General features: G+C 64.6%; 11 protein-coding genes. 6 read left to right on the forward strand and 5 right to left on the reverse strand.

Translation table 11 applies throughout. The features are described 5' to 3' along the window. Window positions 1-51: 51 nt before the first annotated feature. From HNE05_RS01645 to HNE05_RS01665, 5 genes are all read right to left on the reverse strand, one after another. A complete protein-coding gene (locus HNE05_RS01645) occupies window positions 52-450 on the reverse strand; it encodes an acetyl-CoA sensor PanZ family protein (protein ID WP_173211416.1) in 399 nt (132 codons plus the stop codon). 196 nt (window positions 451-646) lie between these two features. Next, window positions 647-1,429 (reverse strand): ABC transporter ATP-binding protein, encoded by a 783-nt coding sequence (locus HNE05_RS01650; protein ID WP_173211418.1) that lies wholly within the window; start codon window positions 1,427-1,429, stop codon window positions 647-649. A 10-nt stretch (window positions 1,430-1,439) separates the two neighbouring features. Continuing rightward, window positions 1,440-2,312 (reverse strand): nitrate ABC transporter permease, encoded by an 873-nt coding sequence (ntrB, locus tag HNE05_RS01655; RefSeq protein WP_173211420.1) that lies wholly within the window; start codon window positions 2,310-2,312, stop codon window positions 1,440-1,442. Between the two features lie 30 nt (window positions 2,313-2,342). Further along, complete coding sequence (locus tag HNE05_RS01660; protein ID WP_173211422.1) at window positions 2,343-3,674, reverse strand: CmpA/NrtA family ABC transporter substrate-binding protein; 1,332 nt, start codon at window positions 3,672-3,674, stop codon at window positions 2,343-2,345. A 319-nt stretch (window positions 3,675-3,993) separates the two neighbouring features. Beyond that, window positions 3,994-5,295 carry a nitrate regulatory protein gene (locus HNE05_RS01665; protein ID WP_173211424.1) on the reverse strand — a complete coding sequence of 434 codons (1,302 nt, stop codon included), beginning with the start codon at window positions 5,293-5,295 and terminating at the stop codon, window positions 3,994-3,996. Between the two features lie 130 nt (window positions 5,296-5,425). Between HNE05_RS01665 and hisB the strand changes: the two genes are divergently transcribed. The 6 genes from hisB (at window position 5,426) to HNE05_RS01695 (ending at window position 25,210) form a co-directional block, all read left to right on the forward strand. After that, window positions 5,426-6,019, forward strand: coding sequence for an imidazoleglycerol-phosphate dehydratase HisB (gene hisB, locus HNE05_RS01670; protein WP_173211426.1), 594 nt, complete (start codon window positions 5,426-5,428; stop codon window positions 6,017-6,019). After that, on the forward strand, window positions 6,020-6,658 hold the full coding sequence (gene hisH, locus HNE05_RS01675) for an imidazole glycerol phosphate synthase subunit HisH (RefSeq protein WP_173211428.1): 639 nt from the start codon (window positions 6,020-6,022) through the stop codon (window positions 6,656-6,658). After that, window positions 6,659-6,916 (forward strand): DUF2164 domain-containing protein, encoded by a 258-nt coding sequence (locus HNE05_RS01680; RefSeq protein ID WP_173211430.1) that lies wholly within the window; start codon window positions 6,659-6,661, stop codon window positions 6,914-6,916. 37 nt (window positions 6,917-6,953) lie between these two features. Beyond that, a complete protein-coding gene (gene hisA / locus HNE05_RS01685; RefSeq protein ID WP_173211432.1) occupies window positions 6,954-7,691 on the forward strand; it encodes a 1-(5-phosphoribosyl)-5-[(5-phosphoribosylamino)methylideneamino]imidazole-4-carboxamide isomerase in 738 nt (245 codons plus the stop codon). Window positions 7,692-7,701: 10 nt separating this feature from the next. Next, on the forward strand, window positions 7,702-8,472 hold the full coding sequence (gene hisF / locus HNE05_RS01690; RefSeq protein WP_173211434.1) for an imidazole glycerol phosphate synthase subunit HisF: 771 nt from the start codon (window positions 7,702-7,704) through the stop codon (window positions 8,470-8,472). Between the two features lie 361 nt (window positions 8,473-8,833). Next, window positions 8,834-25,210: a hypothetical protein gene (locus HNE05_RS01695; RefSeq protein WP_173211436.1), complete on the forward strand. Its 16,377-nt coding sequence runs from the start codon at window positions 8,834-8,836 to the stop codon at window positions 25,208-25,210. Window positions 25,211-25,239: the final 29 nt, after the last annotated feature.

Raw genomic sequence — 25,239 nt, forward strand, 5'->3', positions numbered from 1 at the left:
CGCTCCTACAGGCTGGTGCGCGCGGCGCACCCTACTGCGGTTTTGCGCCGGTTACAGGCTATCCAGCTGCAGGCCGGTGCGGGCGGCCAGGGCCTGGCTTTCCAGATGGTCTTTCGGCGCGGCCAGGTGCAGCGGCTTGCCGGCTTCGCGGGCCATGCGCTGGGCTTCGTCGAGGATGCGTCGGGCCACGCCGCGCTTGCGCGTGACCTTGCGTACGCACAGGTGCGACAGACGCCAGCAGTCGGCGCCATGGGTTAGCAGGGCGGCGCCGAGCAGGCGGTCGTTGAAGCGCCCGGCGATCAGTCGGCCTTCGCCGATGCCGCTGGCGATCAGCGCGTCGGCGCTGGCGTAGGGCGTCAGCAGCCAGTCCGGGGCGTCGGCGTAGACCTTGGTCAGGTCGGTGTGATCCTGGGCCGATGGGCGGGTGACGATCTCGACAAACACGGGCATCGCAGCTTCCTCGCGGGCGGGTGGCGCAGTGTAAGGTCAGCCCGACCGCGCCGATAGCCTTTGCGAAAGCAGTCTATCCAAAGCGGCGCAGGCCAGAGCCAGCCTGCGCTGTTAATTCAGGAATGGATAAGCACGCTCTTGGCCTGCCGGTGTGCAAACTGGTGCGGCCGGCATCAGCGCTGCCGGCCGGCGGCGATCAATGCAGGCGATGCCGATCGTGCAGGAAGCTCAGCACCGCCCGGCGGCAGCGGTTGTACTCCGGATCGTCGGCCAGGGCGATACGGTCGCGGGGGCGCGGCAGGTCGACGGTGAGGATTTCGCCGATGGTGGCCGAGGGGCCGTTGGTCATCATCACGATGCGATCCGACAGCAGCACTGCCTCGTCGACGTCGTGGGTGATCATCATCATGGTGTTGCCCAGGTCCGCCTGAATGCGCATTACCTCGTCCTGCAGGTGGGCGCGGGTGAGGGCGTCGAGCGCGCCGAAGGGCTCGTCGAGCAGCAGCACCTTGGGCTTCATGGCCAGAGCGCGGGCGATGCCGACGCGCTGCTTCATGCCGCCGGAAATCTCCTGCGGGTACTTGTGCAGGGCGTGGCCCATGTTCACCAGCTTGAGATTGTGTTCCACCCATTCGCGCCGCTCACGCCGGCCCATGCTGCGCTTGAACACCTTGTTGACCGCCACTTCGACGTTCTCGAACACCGTCAGCCAGGGCAGCAGCGAGTGGTTCTGGAACACCATGCCGCGATCCGGGCCGGGGCCGCTGACTTCCTTGCCGTCGAGGATCACCACGCCGAGGCTGGGTTCCAGCAGGCCGGCGATGATGTTCAGCACCGTCGACTTGCCGCAGCCAGAGTGGCCGATGATGGAGAGGAACTCGCCCTGGTCGATGCGCAGGTTGATGCCCTTGAGCACCTGCGAGGAGACCTTGCCGCGGGTAAAGCTCATGTCCAGTTGTTCAATGCTGAGATAGCTCATGTCCGGTTCCTCAGGCTGCGGGAATGCCGCGAGTGATGCGCTGGCCGACGAAGGCCACCAGGCGATCCAGGCAGAAGCCGACGATGCCGATATAAATGAGCGCGAGAATGATGTCGCTGATCCGCGAAGCGTTCCAGGCATCCCAGATGAAGAAGCCGATACCGACCCCGCCGATCAGCATTTCCGCGGCGATGATCGCCAGCCACGACAGGCCGACACCGATGCGCAGGCCGGTGAAGATGTAGGGCGCCGCCGCCGGCAGCATGATGGTGCGGAAGTACTCCCAGGCATTCAGTTGCAGCACCTGGGCCACGTTGCGGTAGTCCTGGGGGATGTTCCGGATGCCCACCGAGGTGTTGATGATGATGGGCCAGATCGCGGTGATGAAAATCACGAAGATCGCCGAAGGGTGACTGTCCTGGAAGCCGGCCAGGGACAGCGGCAACCAGGCCAGTGGCGGCACGGTACGCAGCACCTGGAACAGCGGGTCGAGGCCGCGCATGGCCCAGTCCGACTGGCCGATCAGCACGCCCAAGGCGACACCCGCCGCCACCGCCAGCAGATAACCCAGGGCAACCCGCTGCAGGCTGGCCAGCAGCTGCCAGGCCAGGCCAACGTCATTGCCGCCATTGTCGTAGAAGGGGTCGATGATCAGCTCCCAGGTATCGCTAAGCACCTGGGAAGGCGGCGGCAGGGCTGCACCGGCGCCTGAGCAGAGCAACTCCCAAAACAGGCCGAGCAACAGCAGGATGACCAGTGGCGGCAGCAGATCCTGCAGCAGAATCTGCTGCAGGCGCGTGCCGATCCGGCTCAGTCGCGACGGCGCGGCGTCCGCCGCTGGAGTGGTCGCGGCGGGAGGGGCAAGTTTGACGTTGGCGTTCATGGGCTATCTCCTTGCAGGCAGCTCCGGGCTTCAGGCCATGGCCTTGATGGTCAGGCTGTCCAGGTAGGCTTGCGGGTTTTCCGGGTCGAACACCTTGCCGTCGAAGAATTTCTCGATACCGCGCGAGGTCGAGGTGGGAATCTGCGCGGCTGGCAGGTTCAGGGCAGCGGCGGCGGCGCGCCAGATGTCCTCGCGGTTGACCTGGGCGATCAGCGCCTTGCTGTCGAAGTCGGCCGGCAGGTAGCCCCAGCGCTTGTTCTCGGTGAGGAACCAGAGGTCGTGGCTCTGGAAGGGGTAGGAAGCGAAGTCGTCCCAGTAGCGCATCTGCTCGGGATGGTTTTCCACCACCTTGCCGGTGCCGTAGGCGAAGTTGCCTTTCATGCGGTCGACAATGTCGGCGTAAGGCGCGCCGATCCAGCGGCGTTGCGAGCAGATCTTCGCTACTTCTTCCTTGTTTTCCGGCTTTTCGCAGAACATCTGCGCTTCCATGATGGCCATGGTCAGTGCCTGGGTAGCTTTGGGGTTGGCGGCGACATAGTCGCTGCGCAGGGCGAAGGCCTTTTCCGGGTGGTTGTGCCACAGCTCGCCGGTGGTGTTGGCCGTGTAGCCGATCTTCTGGTTGATCAGCTGGGCGTTCCACGGCTCGCACACGCAGAAGGTGTCCATGCTGCCGACCTTCATATTGGCGACCATCTGTGCGGGTGGTACCACGATGGTATTGATGTCGGTGTTCGGATTGATGCCGCCGGCTGCCAGCCAATAGCGAATCCACAGGTCATGGGTGCCGCCGGGGAAGGTCATGGCCGCGCTGATTTTCTTGCCGCTGGCCTTCTTCGCTTCCAGAGCCGCCTTGAAGGGTGCAGTGTCGACGCCGATTTTCAGGTCACGGTATTCCTCGCCGACCGAGATGCACTGGCCGCCGAGGTTGAGGCGGGCGAGGATGGAGATCGGCACCGGCTGGTTGTTCGGGGTGACGATGCCGGCGCTGATCAGGTAGGGCATGGGCGTGAGGATGTGGCCGCCGTCGATACCGTTCTTCGCCGAACCCAGCACCAGGTTGTCGCGGGTGGTGCCCCAGGAGGATTGCTTTAGGACCTCGACCTCGGTCATGCCGTATTTGGCGAAGAAGCCTTTCTCGGCGGCGACAAACAGCGGCGCGGCATCGGTCAGGGCGATAAAGCCCAGCTTGGCCTTGGTGGTCTCCACGTCGCCACCTGCGGCCCAGACACTGCTCTGGCTGCCCAGGCTCATGCCGCCGAACAGGGCTACGCCCCCCGCAGCGGCGATGGACTGCTTGAGGAAGCGGCGGCGCGAGGCCTGCAGCAGGTTGGTGTTGTCATCATTGATCGGCTTGTCGGTCATGGCTCGGTTTCCTCTAGGCGAAAAAAAACGATGTCACGCTGACCGGCTGAGCCGGCGGACGTGGACATCGTTGTCCGGATCGAATTGTGGCGCCCACCGTCTGGTCGGGCTTGCAAGGGTATAAGCGAAAGCCGTGCCAGGATTTTTGAAGATGCCAGTGTGCTGGCCTTTTCATGCGTATTACGTCAGTTATATCAAGCAGTTGCGAGAGGAGGTCGGTGCGACTGAGGCGTTTGCTGGCAGTTTATACGGGCCGGCGGGGCGTCGTCGCTAGCGCTCCGCACCGTTGCGGTGCGCGGTCGCGATGACATGCCAGTGTTCAGTGCCTGAGTCGGGCGCGCGGCTGAGCTGATGGGTTCTCGGTGCTGGTGGTCAGCAGGCGCTGGGCCACTTCCTCCAGCTGCAGCCCCTGGTTCATTGCGGCCTGGCGCAGCCAGGCATAGGCCTCACTCTCGTTGTAGCCCTGTTGTCTGATCAGCAGTTGTTTGGCGCGTTCGACCAGTTTGCGCTCCTCCAGCGCCTGGCGCGCCTCGCGCAGTTCGTCCTGCATGACCTGCAGTCGTTGCGCCTGGTGCTGCAGGAGGTCCAGGGTCGAGCGCGCCAGGTTGCTGCTCAGGCCGTCTGCGGGCGGGCTGTCGAGCTCACTGCTGTGCACGCTGAACAGGCGGGCCTGCTCTTCGTGGTGCTGCAGGTCGCTGAGGTTTTCCAGTACCCGTCGATGGCTGTGCAGTTCCTGGCGAATGCGCTGCATGCCCAGCTGGCAGCACTGCAGTAGCTCCTGTTCCAGCTGGCTCTCGATGCCTTGCATCAGGTCGATGCGCTGGGTGTGCAGCTCGAACCACAGCTCGCCCAATTGTGTGTCCAGCTTGGCTTTGGCATGGGTACTGCGGGCAATCTCGCGCAGGCGGCAGGCTTGCAGGTTGCTGGCGCTGGCGCAGAGCGCTTGCCACTGTTGCGTGGCGGCCTCGCTGGCGAAGCGCGAAAAGGTGCTGAAGCTGCGCTCCTGACATTCCTGCAGATGGTTCAGGCGCTCCAGCTGTTCCTCAACAAAGTAGCCACAGGCAAAGCCGGCCACGCCCAGCGCCCGCTCCTGACCTGCCAGCTCCTTGCCCTGCATGAAATTGAATAGCGCCACCAGGCAGCGGGTGATATCGGGGTCGACTGCGCTGTCGGCTGCCTCGAAGACCACCGCGAGCAGGCTGCCGATCAGGCGCGCCAGGGTGGCCGTGGCATCCTGCGCGCTGGTGCGGCGATCGAGAATACGGCGGCGCAGGGCGGGCAGCTCATCGAGCAGATGCAGGGCGTGGGCGATGCGGGTGAACAGGCGGGTTTTTTCGGCGGCGCCGAGGTCGTTCTGATCAATTTCCTCCAACGCTGCACGCAGCTCGTGTTCCAGGCTTGCGGCTGCCTGGCTCAGGCTTTCCAGGCGCGGTCGCAGGTGCGTTGCCTGGCTGCTCAGATAAAGGTTGGAGTAACCGCGTTCTTTTTGCAGGGCGTGCACCAACTGGCTGATGCGGGTAACCAGAGCGCAGGTCTGCGACAGGTCTTCCAGGCGCAGCAGCTCACTGCGTCGTGCAGCCAGCATGAAGCGCAGGGTGGCCGGTAGTTTTCGTTCCTGCATGGGTGTCGCCTCGGGATAACAACCTGCCAGCACCTGCAAGATGCAGTCCATCCGGCCGGGTGCGTATCCCCTCCGGCGGCTTTACGCCTATAATGCCGGCCTTTTCCGCAAGCATTTTCGGGAGCTGGTGATGGCCGAACGTACGGCATCCGTCGAGCGCAACACCCTGGAGACCCAGATCAAGGTCTCGATCAACCTGGATGGTACTGGCAAGGCCAAGTTCGATATTGGCGTGCCGTTCCTCGAGCACATGCTCGATCAGATCGCCCGCCACGGGCTGATCGACCTGGACATCCAGTGCAAGGGCGACCTGCATATCGACGACCACCACACCGTGGAAGACGTCGGTATCACCCTCGGTCAGGCCTTCACCAAGGCAATCGGCGACAAGAAGGGCATGACCCGTTACGGTCATTCCTATGTGCCGCTGGACGAAGCGCTGTCGCGCGTGGTGATCGACTTTTCCGGTCGCCCGGGCCTGCAGATGCATGTGCCGTTCACCCGCGCGGTAGTTGGCGGCTTCGATGTCGACCTGTTCCAGGAGTTCTTCCAGGGCTTCGTCAACCACGCCCTGGTCAGCCTGCACATCGACAACCTGCGCGGCACCAACACCCACCACCAGATCGAAACGGTGTTCAAGGCCTTCGGCCGCGCCCTGCGCATGGCCGTCGAGCTGGACCCGCGCATGGCCGGGCAGATGCCGTCGACCAAGGGCTGCCTGTAAATGCAGACGGTCGCAGTAATCGACTACGGCATGGGCAACCTGCACTCGGTGGCCAAGGCCCTCGAGCACGTCGGTGCTGGCAAGGTGCTGGTGACCAGCGATGCCGCCGTGATTCGCGAAGCCGACCGCGTGGTATTCCCCGGTGTCGGCGCGATCCGCGACTGCATGGCCGAAATCAAGCGCCTGGGCTTCGACAGCCTGGTGCGCGAAGTCAGCCAGGATCGGCCGTTCCTCGGTATCTGCGTCGGCATGCAGGCCTTGCTCGAGCGCAGCGAGGAGAACGATGGGGTCGATTGCATCGGCTTGTTCCCCGGTCAGGTGCGTTTCTTCGGCAAGGATCTGTATGAAGGCGGCGAGCACCTGAAGGTGCCGCACATGGGCTGGAATCAGGTGGCGCAGGTGGTCGAGCACCCGCTGTGGCACGAGATTCCCGACCAGGCGCGCTTCTACTTCGTGCACAGCTACTACATCGAGGCCGGCAACCCGGCCCAGGTGGTCGGTGGCGGCCACTACGGCAAGGACTTCGCTGCGGCGCTGGCCGAAGGCTCGAAGTTCGCCGTGCAGTTCCACCCGGAGAAGAGCCATACCCATGGCCTGCAGCTGTTGCAGAACTTCGTCGGCTGGAATGGCCGCGCGTAAATGAGCCGGGGCAAGAAAATCCCGCAGCTGGAGCTCGCAGGGCCCCAGCAGCAGGCCGCGCTGCAGACACTCGGGCGCTTTCTGGAAGAACGCTTCGAGCTCGAGCTGGGCTCGTTCGAAGTGCAGGAAGTGCTCGACCTGATCAGTCGCGATATTGCTCCGCATTACTACAACAAGGCGATCTCCGATGTGCAGGCGGTGCTGTCCGACCGCTTCGCCAGCCTGGAAAGCGACCTGTGGGCGCTCGAGAAGAGCTGACCTTTTACCGAATTCATGACTTGAGCAGGTTCAACCGATGCTGATTATCCCCGCTATCGATCTCAAGGACGGCGCCTGCGTGCGTCTGCGCCAGGGCCGCATGGAAGACTCCACGGTGTTCTCCGATGATCCGGTGAGCATGGCCGCCAAGTGGGTCGAGGGCGGCTGCCGCCGTCTGCACCTGGTCGATCTGAACGGTGCCTTCGAAGGCCAGCCGGTCAACGGCGAGGTGGTCACCGCCATCGCCAAGCGCTACCCGCACCTGCCGATCCAGATCGGCGGCGGCATCCGCTCGCTGGAAACCATTGAGGCCTACGTCAAGGCCGGCGTCAGCTACGTGATCATCGGCACCAAGGCGGTGAAAGACCCGCAGTTCGTCACCGATGCCTGCAAGGCCTTCCCGGGCAAGGTCATCGTTGGCCTGGACGCCAAAGACGGCTTCGTCGCCACCGACGGCTGGGCCGAAGTGTCGACTGTGCAAGCGACTGATCTGGCCAAGCGTTTCGAGGCCGACGGCGTCTCCGCCATCGTTTATACCGACATCGCCAAAGACGGCATGATGCAGGGCTGCAACGTCGAGGCCACTGCGGCCCTGGCCGCAGCCAGCAAAATCCCGGTGATCGCTTCCGGCGGCATCCACAACCTTGGTGATATCGAGAAGCTGCTGCTGGCCCGTTCGCCGGGCATCATCGGCGCCATCACCGGCCGCGCGATCTACGAAGGCACCCTGGATGTCGCCGAGGCGCAAGCCTTCTGCGACGCCTATAAAGGCTGAGGATTCCGACATGGCGCTGGCTAAACGCATCATCCCTTGCCTGGACGTGGATAACGGCCGCGTGGTCAAGGGCGTGCAGTTCGAGAACATCCGCGACGCCGGCGACCCGGTGGAAATCGCCCGCCGCTACGATGAGCAAGGTGCCGACGAAATCACCTTCCTCGACATCACTGCCAGCGTCGACGGCCGCGACACCACCCTGCACACGGTCGAGCGCATGGCCAGCCAGGTGTTTATCCCGCTGACCGTGGGTGGCGGTGTGCGCACCGTGCAGGACATTCGCAATCTGCTGAATGCTGGCGCCGATAAAGTGTCGATCAACACCGCGGCGGTCTTTACCCCCGAGTTCGTCGGCGAGGCGGCCGCGCGTTTCGGCTCGCAGTGCATCGTCGTCGCCATTGACGCCAAAAAAGTCTCGCTGCCCGGTGAAACCCCGCGCTGGGAAATCTTCACCCACGGCGGGCGCAAGCCGACTGGCCTCGACGCCGTGCTGTGGGCGAAGAAGATGGAAGACCTCGGTGCCGGCGAAATCCTCCTGACCAGCATGGATCAGGACGGTGTGAAGAGCGGCTACGACCTCGGCGTCACCCGCGCCATCAGCGAGAGCGTGGGCATCCCGGTGATCGCCTCCGGCGGCGTCGGCAACCTCGAACACCTGGCCGCCGGCATCCTCGAAGGCAAGGCCGATGCGGTGCTCGCCGCGAGCATCTTCCACTTCGGCGAATACACCGTGCCGGAAGCCAAGGCCTACCTGGCCAGTCGTGGGATCGTCGTTCGCTGATCTGGCAACGGGCGGGGCGTGCAAGGCGCTCCGCCATCCCTCACAAAGGCGCGATCAGTACTATTACTTAATAGTGCTTCAGCCATTTCCTGATTTCCGCATCTCGTCCACGGCGTTATGCATTCTGTCGGCTAAACGGCTCTAGGCAAAATGGCGTTCTGCCAGCATGCTAGGCTTAATGGCAGAAAAGCGTTGTCAATAATTTGTCGGTGCTTGTCGGTGTGGCGTAGAAAACTATTTTCTGACGCACGCTAAAGGTTCCAAGATTTCTGCCGTCAATTCGCAAACGGGATTCCCTCTCCGCGGTGGCATGCCTGGGTGGCAGAGCTAAGGCGGTTCACTCTGTGCAGGTACAAAAATAATGAGCAGCATCTTTACTGGCCTGACTACCGCCCAAGTAGCCGCGTTGACCACCGCACAGATCGCGGCACTGACCACCGAAGACATCGATGGTATGAGCACGGCGCAGATGGTTGCCTTTACCACGGCGCAGATTCCGGTGCTGTCTACCGAGAACATCCAGGCGCTGACTACCGCCCAACTGCAAGCCATGCAGACGGTCGACTTCGCCGCCCTGACCAGTGATCAGATTCCCGCGTTCGATGCCGCCCAGACCGCGGCGCTGACCACTGCCCAGATCGTTGCACTGACCACCGCCCAGGCCGCCGCGCTAACCGCCACCCAGGCCGCTGCCCTGACTACCGCTCAGCTGCAGAAGATGCAAACCGCCGACTTTGCGGCGCTTGGCACTGATTCATTCGAGGCATTGACTACCGCCCAGGTGGTTGCCCTGACCACTGCCCAGATTGTTGCCCTGACCACCGCTCAGGCCGCCGCGATGACGCCCGCCCAGGCCGCCGTCCTGACCACTGCTCAGCTACAGAAGATGGAAAACGCCGACCTGGCGGCGCTCGGCACCGATGTGATCGAGGCGCTCTCCACCGCCCAGATCTTCAACCTGACCACCACTCAGGTGGCCAGCCTGACCAATGCCCAGGTGGCTGCCCTGGAAGTTCAGGATCTGGCAGTCATGAACGCCGCCGCGATTAAGGCGCTGACCGCGACCCAAGTAGCGGCCCTGACCACCGAGCAGATCCAGTCCCTGAGCACGCTGCAGATTGCTGCGCTGGATACCGATGTCAGTTCTTTCACCACCGCTCAGATTGTGGCCCTTGAGTCGCATCAGGTCGCCGCGCTGAATTCCGTGCAGGTTGGCGCTCTCACTCCGGCCAAGCTGGCGACTCTCGAGGCAGACGATATTGCCTTCCTCAGTACCGCGGTTGTTGCGGCGCTGAAGACCAATCAAATCGCCGGGCTGACCACTGCCCAGGTGGAAGCACTAACCACCCTGCAGGTCAGCAAGCTGACGTCTGCGCAGCTGGCCGCGCTGACTACCGCGCAGATTCAGGCTTTGGAAGATGCCGACCTCGCCGCCATCTCTACAGCCGTTATTGCTGGTTTGAGCACTGTGCAGGTCGCTGCGTTGACCACCGACCAGATCCAGGCTCTGACCAGTGCGCAAGTTGCCCGGCTGGATACTGCTGATGTGCGGGCGCTTACTGTCGCCCAGCTGGAGGCCATGGATAGTGCGCAGATTGGCGCCCTGACCGCGCCCCAGGTAGTGGCTCTGACCACTACCCAATTGCAAGCCATTGAAGCGGGTGATCTTGCGGCATTGAGTACGGCCGCCATTGGCGCCCTGACCACGCTGCAGGTGAGCAAGCTGACCACCGAGCAGGTCGAAGCGCTGACCACCCTGCAGGTTCGTTCTCTGAAATCGACCCAGCTGGCAGCCTTGACCACCGCTCAGGTTCAGGCGCTCGAGGTTGAGGATGTGGCGGCTATTTCCACAGCCAGCATTGCAGCGCTTACGACTGCACAGGTTGCCAAGCTCACTACCGATCAGATTCAGGCGCTGACTTCGGTGCAGATCAGCAAGCTGGACACGGCCGATATCAAGGCGCTGACCTCTGCGCAATTCGCCGTTCTGGATTCGGCTCAACTGGCGGGCCTCACCAGTGCTCAGGTGCTGGTGCTGACCACGGCGCAGATTGCCTCCATTGATGAGGCTTCCATCCCCAGCTTCGCCCCCGCCACCATTGCGGCGTTGTCCACGGCACAGGTGCGGGCGCTGACAGTCGATCAGTTGGAGGCGCTGACTACCGCCCAGGCGCAAGCCTTGACGGCTACTCAAGTAGCCGCCCTTACCCCCGCGAAAATTGCGGCGATCGAGGCCGAGGACCTGGCCGTTATCAACACTGCGGCCATCAAGGGGCTGACCACTGCCCAGGTGCAGGCCCTGACCAGTGATCAGGTGGCGGCCCTGACTTCCGCGCAGATCAAGGCCATGGATGTGGTGGACGTAGCCGCCCTCAGCTCCGACAGTATCGCGGCCCTGAGTACCCTGCAGATCAGCGCCTTGACCGCCGGGCAGATCGCCGCGCTGACCACCGCGCAGATTGCCGCCATCGATGACACCAGCCTGGCCGTATTGTTGCCCGCAACCATTGCCGGCCTGACCACTGCACAGATTCGCGCCCTGACCAACGATCAACTGGTTGCGCTGACCACCGCGCAGGCTGCTGCGTTGACCGGTACTCAGGTAACTGCCCTGACCGTGGCGCAGATTGCCGCCTTGGAAGCGGCGGATGTCGCGAAGCTTTCTACGGCCGCCATCGTCGGCCTGACCAGTGCTCAGGTGGCAGCTCTGACTGACGGTCAGCTGCAGGTGCTGACTACTGCGCAGATTGCCAAGATCGATGCAATTGACCTCAAGGGTCTGAGCACTGCCGATATCGAGCTGCTGAGTGTCGCTCAGATTGGCGCCCTGACCGCGACGCAGATAGCCGCCCTGACAACAGATCAGGTGCGTGCCATTGAGGTCGGTAGCATTCCCTCGCTGTCGGCTGCCGTCATCAAAGCCATGAGCACGGCGCAGGTTGCCGCGCTGACCACCGACCAGATCGTTGCTCTGACTTCTGCCCAGGTTGCTGCTCTCGATCCCGCCGATTTTGCCGCGCTGGGCGTGGCCCAGTTGGTCGCCCTCAGCCCAGCCCAGGCGGCGGTGCTGACCTCTGCGCAGATTGCTGCGCTGTCGCCTGCCAAACTGGCAGCGATGGAAGAGACCGATCTGGCCGCCCTGACTACCCAGGCTGTCAGAGGGCTGACCAGCGCCCAGATCGGCGCCTTGACCACCGATCAGATCGTTGCCCTGACCACCGCCCAGGCTGCTGCTCTCAGCACAGCGCAGATCGCCGGTCTGAAGACGGCGCAGATTGGTGCGCTTGAGGAGCAGGATCTGGCGGCGCTGTCCACCGCGGCCATCGCCGGCATGAGTACGGCGCAGATCGCCAGCCTGCAGGCTACCCAGGTCGATGACCTGACCACGCTGCAGATCCAGGCCATCCAGACGGTCGATATCAAGGCCATGACCACCGACCAGATGGCTGCGCTCACCGCGCCTCAGGTCTCCTCCCTGACCATTCCGCAGCTGGTGGCCATGACCACCGCGCAGATCGATGCGCTGAACACGCCGCTCACTGCCGAGCAATTGGTCGCTCGCGAAATCGGTGCGCTGACCCCTGCGAATATCAGCGCGCTGACGACCGCACAGATCGCTGCCTGGACGACCGCCCATGCCGCCGCTTTGGTCTCGACCCAGGTCGTGGCCATGACCACGGCGCAAGTGCGCGCCTTTGAAACCGAAGACTTCCAGGCCCTCTCTGCCAGCGTGATCACGGGCCTGAGCACCGCTCAGGTCGCCAAACTCAAGAACACCCAGATCGCGGCTCTAACGACCGAGCAGATCACGGCCCTGGAAGTGACGGATGTCAAGGTTCTTAGCACCGGGCAAATTGCGGCGCTGACCACTGTCCAGGCAGCAGTGTTGAGCACCGCACAGGCCATCGTGCTGACGACGGCGCAGATTCGCGCCCTGCAAACTGCCGATTTGGCTGCGCTCAGCACCTTCGCGGTGAGCAAGCTCACCGCAGCGCAGATCACTGCGCTGACCACCGCCCAAGTTGCCGCGCTGACGTCCGATCAGGTTGAAGCCCTCAGCGTTGCCCAGATCAAGGCGCTGGGCACTGCCCAGGTCAAGGCGCTGGAGACCGACCAGATAGCTGCGCTGAGCTCTGCGCAGCTCTCCGCGCTGGAAACCGCCGATATACTGGCGCTGACCACCGACCAGTTGACTGCGCTGAGTACCGTTCAAATCGGTCAGTTGAGCTCAGCTCAGATCACCGCGCTGACCAGCAAGCAGATCATGGCGCTGGAAACCGATCAAATTGCCGCGCTGAAGACGGCGCAGATCGTCGCCATGGGTAGCGAAGACTTCAAGGCGCTGAGCGTCGAGCAGATTGCTGCGCTCGATAGCGCGCAGATCCGTGCCTTGCAGAGCGCGGATATTCTTGCCCTGACCACCGCGCAATTTGCCGCATTGAGCACCGAGCAGTTGGCGGCCCTGACCACGGCGCAGATCCGCGCCATCGAGACGGCTGATCTGCGTCAGCTGAGTACCCTGCAGATTGCCAGCCTCAGCTCCAGCCAGGTTGGCGCGCTGACCACGGCGCAAATCGCCAAGCTGCTGACAGCGCAAGTCGCCGCCCTGGAGACCCAGGATCTGGTCGCTCTCAGCACCGCTGCCATCGTCAGCCTGACCAACAATCAGGTGGCTGCGTTGAGTACCGCGCAGATCGCGGCGCTGACCACCGCGCAGATTCGCGCCATGCAGACCAACGATCTTGCCGTGCTCGACGATGAGCAGATTGCCGCTCTGACCACCGCTCAGGTAGCCGCGCTGACCACCGCGCAGATCGCGGCCATGACGCCGGAACAGATTGCTGCCTTGCAGATCCAGGATCTGGGCGTGCTCTCGACTGCCTCGATCAAGGCCCTGACCACCACCCAAGTGGCGGAACTCACGACCGAACAACTGGCCGCGCTGTCGACCGCACAGCTGGCTGCGCTGGAAACTGCGGATATTCGCGTACTCAGCAATGAGCAGATCGCTGCACTGAGCAGCGACCAGGTCGCTGCGCTGAACACCGCTCAAGTGTCATCCCTGACCACGGCGCAGGTTTCCGTGCTGTCCACCGAGGACATCGCTGCGCTGGGTCTGCCGGCATTCAAGGCGCTGACTACCGCACAGCTGCGTGCCCTCGGTGAGGAACAACTGGCGGCGCTGACCACTGCCCAGGCGGCATCGCTGACCTCGGTGCAAATTCGTGCGCTGACCGTTGGCCAACTGGCTGCTCTGGAAACAGCTGACCTGGCCGTGCTTGCCACCGCCAGCATTGCCGCCTTGCTCAGTGCGCAGGTGCAGGGGCTGACCGGTGAACAGATCGCCGCGCTGACCAGCGCGCAGATCAAGGCCTTGAGTACCCAACAGATTGCCCTGCTGAGCGAAGAGCAGGTGGCGGCCATCGAGACCGCAGACCTGCAGCAACTGACCACCGCCGCCATCCAGGCGCTGAGCTCCGCTCAGGTTGCGGCGTTGAGCAGCGATCAGGTCGCGATCCTCAGTACGGCGCAGATCCGCGCCCTGGATACGGCGGATGTGGCTGCCCTGGCGCAGGAGCAGCTGATCGTACTGAGCAGTGCCCAATTGCAGGCGCTGACCACGGCGCAGATCGTTGCCCTGGGCTCCGATCAGGTAGCCGCGCTGAGCACCGATCAGATCGAGGCGCTGACCACGGCGCAGGTGCGCGTCTTGCAAACCGCCGATCTGCAGGCCCTGAGTGTCGAGCAGATCCAGACCTTGACCACCGCCCAGGTCGCCGCACTGACCACTGCCCAGGTGGCTGCCCTGACCTCGGATCAGGTCGCGGCACTGGAAATCGATGACCTCAATGTCCTCTCCACCGCCAGCATCAAGGCGCTTGGCAGCGATCAGGTCGCGGCCTTGACCACCGATCAGGTGGCAGCCCTGAGTACCGCCCAGGTGGCGGCGCTGGACAGCCAGGATGTCGCCGCGCTCGGCACCGCGCAGATCGTCGCGTTGACCAACGAGCAGATGGCCGCCCTGAGTTCCAGCCAGTTCGCCGCGCTGGGCAGCGACCAGATCGCCGCCATCGAGATCGATGACCTGCAGCAACTGTCCACTGCCGTTATTCGTAACCTGAGCTCCGCTCAGGTGCAGGCCCTGACCACCGACCAGGTGCAGGCCTTGACCGGCTCACAAGTGTCTGCCCTGACTACCGCGCAACTGAACAAGTTGAGCACCGAGCAGATCGTCGCGCTGGATGCCGAGGACCTGACCCTGCTGAGCACGGCGCAAATAGCCGCGCTGACCACTGCCCAGGTGGCTGCCCTGACCGTGGAGCAGATTGCCAACCTCGGCTCCCTGCAGCTTGGCGCCTTCGATACGGCGGACATTCGTGCCCTCGGCACGGCGCAAATAGTCGCGCTGACCGAAGAGCAAGTGGTCGTGCTGAGTTCCGCGCAATTTGCCGCTCTCACTACTGATCAGATCCGCGCCCTGGAGGCGCAGGACCTGGCCGCGCTGAGCAGCACCGCGATTGCCGGCCTGAGCACGGCCCAGGCCGCCGCGCTGACCACCGCGCAGATTGCCGCGCTGACCGAGGACCAGGTTCCGGCCCTGACCAGTGCACAGATGGCGGTGCTCAGCACCGAACAGGTCGCCGCATTCGAGCCTTTCGATCTAGCTGCTCTGGCGCCGAGCACCATCTCCGGCTTCAGTTCCGCGCAGATGGCCGCGCTGAGCACGGCGCAGATCGCTGCGCTGACCTCCGATCAGATCGCCGCGCTGGATGCCTCCGATCTGGCCGCACTGACCACCGCACAGATCGTCGCGCTGACCGAGAATCAGGCGCGTGGCCTGACGTCCGCGCAGGTCGCCGCTTTGAGCACCGAGCAACTGGCTGCTCTGGAAACTGCCGATCTGGCCAAGCTGACCACCGCTGCCGTTGGTGCCCTGTCTTCGGCACAGCTGGCGGCTCTGACCCTGGATCAGGTCGCAGCGCTGACCGCCTCGCAGATGGGCAATCTGGCCACCGCCAGCCTGGCTGGCCTGAGCACCGAGCAGGTCGCGGCGCTGTCGTCCACCCAGGTGGCTGCTCTGGGTGTTGACCAGGTAGCCGTGCTCAGCACTGCCCAGATCGCGGCCCTGGATGCCGTCGACGTTGCCGCGCTGAGCAATACCCGCATCGTTGCCCTGACCACCGCCCAGGTGGCTGCCCTGACCCTGGCCCAGCTCGAAGCCCTGAGCACCTCGCAGGTGCGCGCACTGGAAACCGAAGATGTCGCCGCGCTGACCACTGAGCAAGTCGCCAGTCTCGATATCACCCAGGTAGCTGCACTGACCACTGCGCAGATCGCTGCGCTGACCACGGCTCAGGTGCGCGCGCTAACCGTCGAGCAGCTTGAAGCGCTGAGCGGTACGCAGGTTGCCGCGCTGGAGACCGAGGATCTGGTGGCCCTGACCACCGATCAACTGCAGGCGCTGTCCACCGAGCAGGTGGCCGCCTTGAAGACCGCGCAGATCGCTGCCCTCACCACGGCGCAGGTCGTGGCCCTGGAAGCGGGTGACATCGCTGGTCTGAGCGCCGCCCAGCTGGTGGCACTGACCACCGCACAGGCCGCCGTGCTGACCGTCGAGCAGATCGCCGCGCTGAGCACGGCGCAGGTTCGCGCGCTGGAAACCGCCGATCTGGCGGTCCTGCCGACCGATCGCATCGCTGCCCTGAGCACCGTGCAGCTGGAAGCCCTGACCACCGCGCAGGTGGTTGCCCTGACCACCGACCAGGCGCGTGCGCTGACGTCTGACCAGATGGCCGCGCTGACCACCGCGCAGGTGCGCGCGCTGGCTACTGACGACCTGGCCGCGTTGACCAGCGATCAGATCGCTGCGTTGACCTCCGATCAGATCACCGCGCTGAGCAATGCTCAGGTAGTGGCCCTGACCACTGCTCAGGCCGCTGCCATCGAAGTGGCTGACCTGGCTGGCCTGACCACTGGCCAATTGCAAGCCATGCAGACCGATGATCTGGCCGCGCTGACCACCGCGCAGATCGCCGGCCTGAGCAACGCCCAGCTGGCTGCGTTGAGCACCGCGCAGATCGTTGCTCTGACCAGCAGCCAGGTGGCTGCCCTGACCAACGGTCAGGTAGCCTCCCTGTCGACCGCTCAGGTAAGGGCGCTGGAAACCGTCGACCTGGCGGCAATGACGACCGCACAGGTACAGGCGCTGACTACCGCCCAGGTAGTGGCATTGAGTACCGCGCAGGTAGCCAGCCTGACCCAGACCCAGGTTGCCGTGCTGGAAAGCAGCGATCTGCGCGCCTTGACCACGGCACAGATCGTTGCCCTGACCACCGCGCAGATCCAGGCGCTGACCACCACCCAGATCACCCAGCTGACCAGCACTCAGATCGCCGCGCTGGAAACCGCCGATCTGGCGGCGCTGAGCCAGGAGCAGGTATTTGCCCTCAGTGGTTCGCAGCCGACCGCCCTGACCACCGCGCAGATCGCCAGTCTGCCGACCGCGCAGATCGCCGCCTGGCAGACTGCCGACCTGGCCAACCTCACTACCGAGCAGATTCAGGCGCTGACCACGGCGCAGATGCAGGCGCTGACCCTGGATCAGGTTCCGGCCCTGACCACCCTGCAGATCCGTGCTCTGGAAACTGCCGACCTGGCCGCGCTGACCGCCGAGCAGGTGGTTAATCTGACGACTGTACAGGTCGCGGCATTGACCACTGAGCAAATCCAGGCGTTGACCACTGCTCAAGTGGCTGCACTGGAAACTGTCGATCTGCGGGCGCTCACGACTACCCAAATCCGCGCCCTGGAAAGCGCCGATCTGGCAGCCCTCACCGATGCCCAGATTGTGGCTCTGACCACCGCCCAGGTAGCGGCATTGACCACGGCGCAAATCAACAAGCTGACCGTCGGCCAGATCGCCGCGCTGGAGACCGCCGATCTGGCGGCCCTGAGTACCGCGCAGATCGTCGCCTTGACCACGGCGCAGATCCAGGCGCTTGGCGCTGGCCAGATCGCCGCGCTGACCACTGCCCAGGTGCGTGCGATAGAGACCGCCGATGTGGCGGTGCTGACCGCCGAGCAGATTGCCGCGTTCACCACCGCGCAGATCCAGGCGCTGAGCACGGCGCAGATCGTTGCCCTGACCACCGCGCAGATCCAGGCGCTGGAGCAGGCCGACCTGCAGGCGCTGACCACGGCGCAACTGGTCGCCATGCAAACCGTCGACCTGGCGGCCCTGCGTACCGACCAGATCGAGGCGCTGACCACCGCCCAGTTCGCGGCGCTGACCAGCAGCCAGCTGCTGGCCCTGACCACCGAGCAGGTCGCGGCTATCGAAACTGTCGATCTGGTGGCGCTCAGCGCCAGCCAGATCAGCAAACTGGAAACTGCCGATATCGCCGCTCTGCAGGGGGCGCAGATCGCCGCCCTGACCACCGCCCAGGCCGCAGCGCTGACCACCGTGCAGATTGCCGCGCTGACCAGTGATCAGGTGGGTGCCCTGGAAGCGGCCGACCTGGCCGTGCTGAGCACCGCGCAGATCCGTGCCATCGATGCCGCCGATCTGGCGGCACTCAACAGTGCCCAGCTACAGGCGCTGACCACCGCCCAGGCGGCGGCCCTCACCACTGACCAGGTGGCAGCGCTGGCGCCGAGCCAGGTCGCTGTTCTGGAGGCTGCCGACCTGGCAGCCTTGGGCACCGCGCAGATTCAGGCCATGAGTTCGGCCCAGCTGGCTGCCCTGAGCAGCGTCCAGCTGCAGGCGTTGACCGTTGCCCAGGTCAAGGCTATCGAGGTCGCCGATCTGGCCACCCTGAGCGCCAACCTGGTGAACAAACTGACCACCGCTCAGGTGCAGGCGTTGACCAGTGCCCAGGTGATTGGCCTGACCACCGCCCAGGTCGAGTCGCTGACCACCGTTCAGGTCGCCGCGTTGACCACCGCGCAGATCCAGGCGCTGCAGACCGACGATATGGCGGCCATGACGCCGTCGCAGATCGTCGCCCTGACCACCGCCCAGGCCGCAGCACTGACTGGCGCCCAGGTGGCGGCCCTGACCGTCGATCAGGTCGCGGCGCTGCAAACCGCTGATCTGGCGGCGATTGGCACCCTCATCATCCCCAGCCTGACCGTCGGCCAGATTGCCGCGCTCAGCGAGGCTCAGGTTGCGGCGCTGACCACTGCGCAGATCGCGGCCATGCAGACTGCCGATCTGGCAGCTCTGAGCGCCGATCAGGTCGTGGCACTGACCACGGCCCAGGTCGCGGCGCTGACCACGGCGCAGCTGGCCAGTCTGACCACCGTGCAGATCGAGGCGCTGGAAGTGGCTGATCTGCAGGTGCTGAGCACCGCGCAGATCGCTGCGCTGACCACCGCCCAGGTCCAGGTCCTCAGCCAGGCCCAGGTTGCGGCCCTGAGCACCGCTCAGGTACGCGCCCTGGAAGCTGCCGATGTGGCCGTGTTGACCAGCGACCAGCTGAGCGCCCTGACCACAGCGCAGATCCAGGCCCTGAGCACTGCGCAGATCGTTGCGCTGACCACGGCCCAGGTATCCGCGCTGGAGACTGTCGATGTGGCGGCCCTGACTACCGCCCAGGTAGTCGCCCTGCAAACCGCCGATCTGGCTGCCCTCACGGTCGAGCAGGTCGCGGCATTGACTACTGCCCAGGTCGCCAAGCTGACCACCGCTCAGGTGCAGGCACTGACCACCGGCCAGGTGGCGGCGATCGAAAGCGCCGATCTGGCGGTCATGAGCAACGCCCAGCTGCAGGCCCTGAGCACCGCTCAGGTGCGTGCACTGAATGCCGAACAGATCGCGGCGCTTAGCCCGGCCCGGGTCGCTGCGCTGTCCACCGTCAGCATCCAGGCACTAAGCACCGCACAGATCGTCGCCTTGACCAGCGACCAGGTCGCCGCACTGGGCACCGCCCAGGTCGTCAGCCTGACCAGTGACCAGGTTGCTGCCTTGCAGACCGTCGATCTGGCGGCCATGAGCACAGCGCAGATCCGTGCTCTGGAAACCGCTGATCTGGTGACCTTGAGCCAGCAGCAGGTTGCGGGTCTGACCAGCGCCCAGGTGGCTGCCCTGAGCACTGCCCAGGTTACCGCGCTGACCACTGCCCAAGTGGCGGCGCTGCAGAGCGTCGATCTGCAGGCCCTGAGCACTGCGCAGATTGTCGCCTTGAGCACTGCCCAGGTGCGTGCTCTCAGTGGCGAGCAGGTGGCTGCCCTCAGCACCACCCAGCTACGTGCCCTGGAAACTGCTGATATCGCCGGCCTGAGTACCGACCAGATCATTGCCCTGACCACCGCGCAAGCGGCTGCCCTGACCACGGCCCAGATCCTCGCCTTGACCACCGCTCAGGTTGCCGCCCTGGAAGTGGCTGATCTGGCCGCGCTGACCACGGCGCAGATCCGTGCCCTGGAAACGGCCGACATCGCGGTGTTGAGCGAGGATCAGGTCGTAGCCCTGAGCACCGCCCAGGTGGCTGCCTTGACCACCGCCCAGGTGGTAGCGCTGACCACGGCGCAGGTCGAACTGCTCTCCGTGGCTCAGGTGGCTGCGTTGACCACCGCTCAGGTAGCGGCCCTGCAGACCGCCGATGTGGCTGTGCTGTCCGATGTCCAGCTGGCTGCACTAACTACTGCCCAGGCCGCAGCCTTGAGCGGTGCGCAGATCGCCGTGCTTAGTGTCGATCAGATCACCGCCCTGCAGGCCGTGGACTTCGCCGCGCTGTCCACCGCCGCCATCGTCGGCCTGACCACCGCTCAGGTGGCCAACCTGACCCTGGCGCAGATCGCTGCGCTGACCAGCAGTCAGATCGGTGCGATGGAAGTGGTCGATCTGGCCGCAATGACACCGGAGCAACTGGCCGAGCTGACCTCTGACCAGGCGGCCGCGCTGACCAGTGCCCAGTTCGCCGCGCTCAATGAAGATCAAGTGGCGGCGCTGAACCCGGATGCGCTGAGCTCCGCCGAGATCGCCTTCATCGAGTCGCTGACCACCGACAGCGTGCCCGCGCTGACCACCGAGCAGGTGGCAGCCTGGACCACCCGGCAGATCCGTATTCTGGAAACCGAGGACCTTGCCGCGCTGACCACGGTGCAAGTGAAAGCGCTGACTACCGAGCAGATGCAGGCCCTCACCACCACGCAGATCCAGGCGCTGACTAGCGCCCAGGTCGCCGCGCTGGAGAGCCAGGACGTTGCCGCGCTGAGCAATACTCAGCTGGTGGCGTTGACCACCGCGCAGGCAGCTGCCCTGACGGATGCTCAGCTCAATGCCCTGAGTACCGCGCAGATCCGCGTGCTCGAAGTGGCCGATCTGGCTGCGCTTAGTGCCGGTCGCATTGCCGCACTGAGCGCCGATCAGGTTGCTGCCCTCACCGGCGCGCAGATCCAAGGGCTGACCACGGCCCAGGTCGCCGCCCTGACCGGCGAGCAGATTGTTGCGCTCAGCACTGCGCAGATCCGCTCCATGGAGACCGCCGACATCGCGGTACTGACCGCCGACCAGGTGGCCGCCATCGAGACCGAGGACTTGCTGGCGCTGACCAACGAGCAGATCACCGCGCTGACCAGCGCTCAGGTGGTAGCGCTGAACAACACCCAGGTTGCTGCCCTGAGTACCGCGCAGATCAAGGTACTGAGCACCGAGGATGTGGCCGCCCTGACCCTCGATCAGATCGGTGCGCTGACTACCGCCCAGGTACAGGCGCTGACCACTGCGCAGATCGTCGCCCTGACTCCGGCGCAGTACGCGGAGTTCTCCACTGCGCAGATCAGCAAACTCACCACTACCCAGCTTGAGGCCCTGGGCACCGCCGAAATCGTGGCCCTGACCGAAGAGCAAGTGGCTGCCCTGACCACCCTGCAGACCGCGGCCCTGAGCACCGCCCAGTTCGCCAGCCTGTCGGCTGCGCAGATCGCGGCTCTCAGTACTGCCAGTATCCAGGCCCTGAGTGCCGCGCAGCTGGTGGCACTGACTACCGCCCAGGTACAGGCACTGGAGATCACACAACTGGCGGCGTTGACCACCGACCAGATCGTGTTGATGGAAACCGCGGATATCGCCGCGCTGACCGCCGACCAGATCCAGCTGCTGTCCACCGCCCAGGTGGCTGCGCTGACCTCGGCCCAGGTGATTGGCCTGACCACCGCGCAAATCGCCGCACTGGAACCGCAGGATCTGGCTGCGCTGTCCACCAGCATCATCCCGCTGCTGACCTCGGCGCAGGTGCAGGCTATTACCGTCGACCAGATCCCGCAGATGACCACGGCGCAGATCCGCGCCCTGGAAATTGCCGACCTGGCCCTGCTCAGCAGTGACCAACTGGCCGCCCTTACCCTGGATCAGGTCAGCACGTTGACCACTGCTCAGGTGGTTGCCCTGACCACCGCGCAGATTCAGGCGCTGAGCAACGACCAGATCCAGGCCCTGACCGAAGCCCAGGTGGCGGCGCTGGAAACCGCCGATATCCAGGCCCTGACCACCGCCCAGGTGGCCGGTATGGAGGCGAACGATGTTGCCGCGCTGACCAGTGCCCAACTGGTCGCGCTGACCAGTGACCAGGTGCAGGTGCTGACTGCCGAGCAGATCCAGGCCATGAGCAAGACCCAGCTGTCGCAGCTGGAGACCGCCGATCTGGCCCTGCTCAACACGGTGCAGATTCGTGCCATCGAGACGGCCGACATCAGTGGTCTGACCTCGGCGCAGATCGTCGCCTTGACCACCGAACAGGTCGCTGCGCTGACTACTGCACAAATCCAGGCCCTGACCACCGCGCAGTTCCAGGCCATGCAGGCCGCCGATCTGGCTGTGCTGACCACCGCCCAGATCCAGGCCATGGAGACCCGCGACATCGCCGTGCTCAGCACTGCGCAGATCGCGGCTCTGACCAGCGATCAGGTGCAGGCACTGACCACCGCACAGATCGTTGCCCTGACCACAGATCAGGTGCCGGCTCTGGATGCTGCCGACTTCGCCCTGCTCAGCACGGCGCAGATCGTCGCCCTGCAGACCCGCGACGTGGCGGTGCTGACGTCCGCGCAGATCGTCGCCCTGACCACCGAGCAGGCCGAGGCGCTGACCTCTACCCAGCTGGCGGCGTTGACCACTGCACAGTTGGTCCGCATCGAGGTCGAGGACCTGGAGGTCATCACCACGGCCACCCTGCAAGGCCTGTCGGCCGAGCAGGCAGCCGCCCTGACCACCGACCAGGTTGCCGCACTGACCAGCGCCCAGTTGGTGTCTCTCGGCACCGACGACGTGGCTGCGCTGACGACCGCGCAGATTGTTGCGCTCGGCAGCGATCAGGTCGCTGTGCTGACCACCGCGCAGATTCAGGCGCTGACCACCGCGCAAGTCGCCGCCATGCAAGTGGCCGACTTCGCCAATCTGACCTCTGACCAGATCGCCGTGATGGAAACCGCCGACATCGCGGCGCTGACCACCGCGCAGATCGTCGCCCTGACCACTGAGCAGGCCAGCTTCCTGACCTCTGCTCAACTGGCCGCGCTGAGTACGGTGCAACTGGTGCAGATGGAGGTGGCCGACCTGGCCGCGCTGTCGGTCGCCGCGATTGTCGGTTTGACCACTGCCCAGGCCGCAGCGCTGACCAGTGCACAGATTCAGGCGCTGACCAGTGACCAGCTGCCAGCCATGGAAACCCGCGACATCGCCGCGCTGACCACCGCGCAGATCCAGGATCTCACCAGCGAGCAGTTCCAGGCGCTGACCACCGCACAGATCAAGGCGCTGACCAGCGCCCAGGTCGAGGCGCTGGAAATCGAGGACCTGGTCGCACTGGGTACCGATCAGATTCGCGCATTGGATGCCACCGACCTAGCGTTGCTCAGCACCGACCAGTTGGTCGAGCTGACCGTGACGCAGATCGAGGCACTGACTACCGAGCAGGTGGTCAAGTTGACCACTGCACAGGTGCAGGCGCTGACCACCGATCAGGTGCAGGCGCTGACCACCGAGCAGGTGGCGGCCATGCAGGGCGCCGACGTGGCGGTGCTGACCAGTGCGCAGATCGTTGCCCTGAGCGTTGCCCAGGTGCAGGCGCTGACCACCGCGCAGATCGTCGCGTTGACCAGCGACCAGTTCGCCGCGATGGAAGTCGGCGACCTGGCCTCTCTGAGCAACGATCAGGTCCAGGCTATCCAGGGCTCCGACCTGGCAGCGCTGAGTTCCGATCAGATCGCCGGCCTGACCGTCGGTCAGGTGCAGGCACTGACCACTTCGCAGATCGTTTCGCTGACCACGGCCCAGGTCGAATCGCTGACCCTGGCCCAGGTAGCAGGGCTGACTACGGCGCAGGTCGCGGCCATGCAGATCTCCGATCTGGCGGCTCTGACGGCGGCGCAGATCGAGGCGCTGACCACCGCCCAGGTGCAGGCACTGACGGCTTCGCAGATCTACGGCCTGACCACCGCCCAGGTGGCCGCGCTGGAGACCGAAGACCTGGCGGCGCTGACCACCGCGCAGATCCAGGCCATGCAGAACAGTGACCTGGCGGCGCTGACTACCGATCAGATCCCGGCACTGACCACCGATCAGATCCAGGCGCTGACCACCTCGCAGATCAAGGCGTTGACTGTTGCACAGATCGCCGCCCTGACCAGCGACCAGGTCGCCGCCCTGGAAACCGCCGATGTGGCGGCCCTGACTTCGGCGCAGATCGGCGCCATCGAGGCCGGTGACTTCGCCGAGCTGAACACCGCACAACTGGTGGCGATCGACGTATCGGATGTTGCCGCACTGACCACCGATCAGCTGTCGGCGCTCGACATGACCCAGGCAGACGCCTTCACCGCGTCGCAGCTGGCAGCCATGAGCACCGACCAGCTGGCCGTGCTGACCACCTCGCCGCTGATCCTCGATCTCGACGGCAACGGTGTGCAGACCCAACACTGGGCGGCCAACACCCTGTTCGATATCGACGGCGACGGCGATCTCGACCAGACCGGCTGGGTCGGCGAGGGCGATGGCCTGCTGACACTGGATCGCAATGGCGATGGCAGCATCAATGACGGTAGCGAGCTGTTCGGCACCGCCACTACCCTGGCGGATGGCAGCAAGGCAGAGGATGGTTTTGCCGCCCTGGCCGAGCTGGACAGCAACGGTGATGGCCGCATTGATGCCAGCGACGAAGCGTTCGCCGCCCTGCGGGTGTGGATGGATGGCAACAAGGACGGCGTCAGCCAGTCCGGCGAGCTGTTCAGTCTGTCCAGTCTTGGGATCGCCAGCATCAATCTGCAATCTCAGCAGACCAGCGAACTGAACAACGGCAACTGGATCGGCCTGAGTGGCAGCTACGAGACCGTCGACGGCCAGACGCACAGCATGGTCGACGCCTGGTTCCGCAGTGGTGAGGCTGGTCAGGCCATCGATCTGACGGCGCTGAACCCGGCGTCGATCAGCGAGCACGGCTTGAGCCGGATCGATCTGGGGCATGATGGTGGTGTCGCCAGCACGCTGAAGCTGGATGCCGAGAGCATCAGCCTGTTCGGTCAGACCGGACTGGTGGACACCAGTGGTCTGGGTGCCTCGCAACCGGTGCAGCTGATCGTCAATGGCGATGCCAACGACAGTGTGCAGATTGCCGGCTCTGCCGAGCAGTGGCAGGCTGCCGGCAGCGTACAGGTCGACGGCACCAGCTACGACGTGTACAACGATGGCGACATCCAGCTGCTGGTGGCCAGCAACGTGAACACCAGCTTCTTCTCCTGAGTAAGCGCTGGTAACTCTTCCCCGGTGGC

This window comes from Pseudomonas campi (assembly GCF_013200955.2).
Taxonomy (GTDB): domain Bacteria; phylum Pseudomonadota; class Gammaproteobacteria; order Pseudomonadales; family Pseudomonadaceae; genus Aquipseudomonas; species Aquipseudomonas campi.

Coding starts and splice junctions, on each gene's coding strand:
- HNE05_RS01645 (WP_173211416.1), bottom strand. CDS start 450: ATGCCCGTGTTTGTCGAGATCGTCACCCGCCCATCGGCCCAGGATCAC.
- HNE05_RS01650 (WP_173211418.1), bottom strand. CDS start 1,429: ATGAGCTATCTCAGCATTGAACAACTGGACATGAGCTTTACCCGCGGC.
- ntrB (WP_173211420.1), bottom strand. CDS start 2,312: ATGAACGCCAACGTCAAACTTGCCCCTCCCGCCGCGACCACTCCAGCG.
- HNE05_RS01660 (WP_173211422.1), bottom strand. CDS start 3,674: ATGACCGACAAGCCGATCAATGATGACAACACCAACCTGCTGCAGGCC.
- HNE05_RS01665 (WP_173211424.1), bottom strand. CDS start 5,295: ATGCAGGAACGAAAACTACCGGCCACCCTGCGCTTCATGCTGGCTGCA.
- hisB (WP_173211426.1), top strand. CDS start 5,426: ATGGCCGAACGTACGGCATCCGTCGAGCGCAACACCCTGGAGACCCAG.
- hisH (WP_173211428.1), top strand. CDS start 6,020: ATGCAGACGGTCGCAGTAATCGACTACGGCATGGGCAACCTGCACTCG.
- HNE05_RS01680 (WP_173211430.1), top strand. CDS start 6,659: ATGAGCCGGGGCAAGAAAATCCCGCAGCTGGAGCTCGCAGGGCCCCAG.
- hisA (WP_173211432.1), top strand. CDS start 6,954: ATGCTGATTATCCCCGCTATCGATCTCAAGGACGGCGCCTGCGTGCGT.
- hisF (WP_173211434.1), top strand. CDS start 7,702: ATGGCGCTGGCTAAACGCATCATCCCTTGCCTGGACGTGGATAACGGC.
- HNE05_RS01695 (WP_173211436.1), top strand. CDS start 8,834: ATGAGCAGCATCTTTACTGGCCTGACTACCGCCCAAGTAGCCGCGTTG.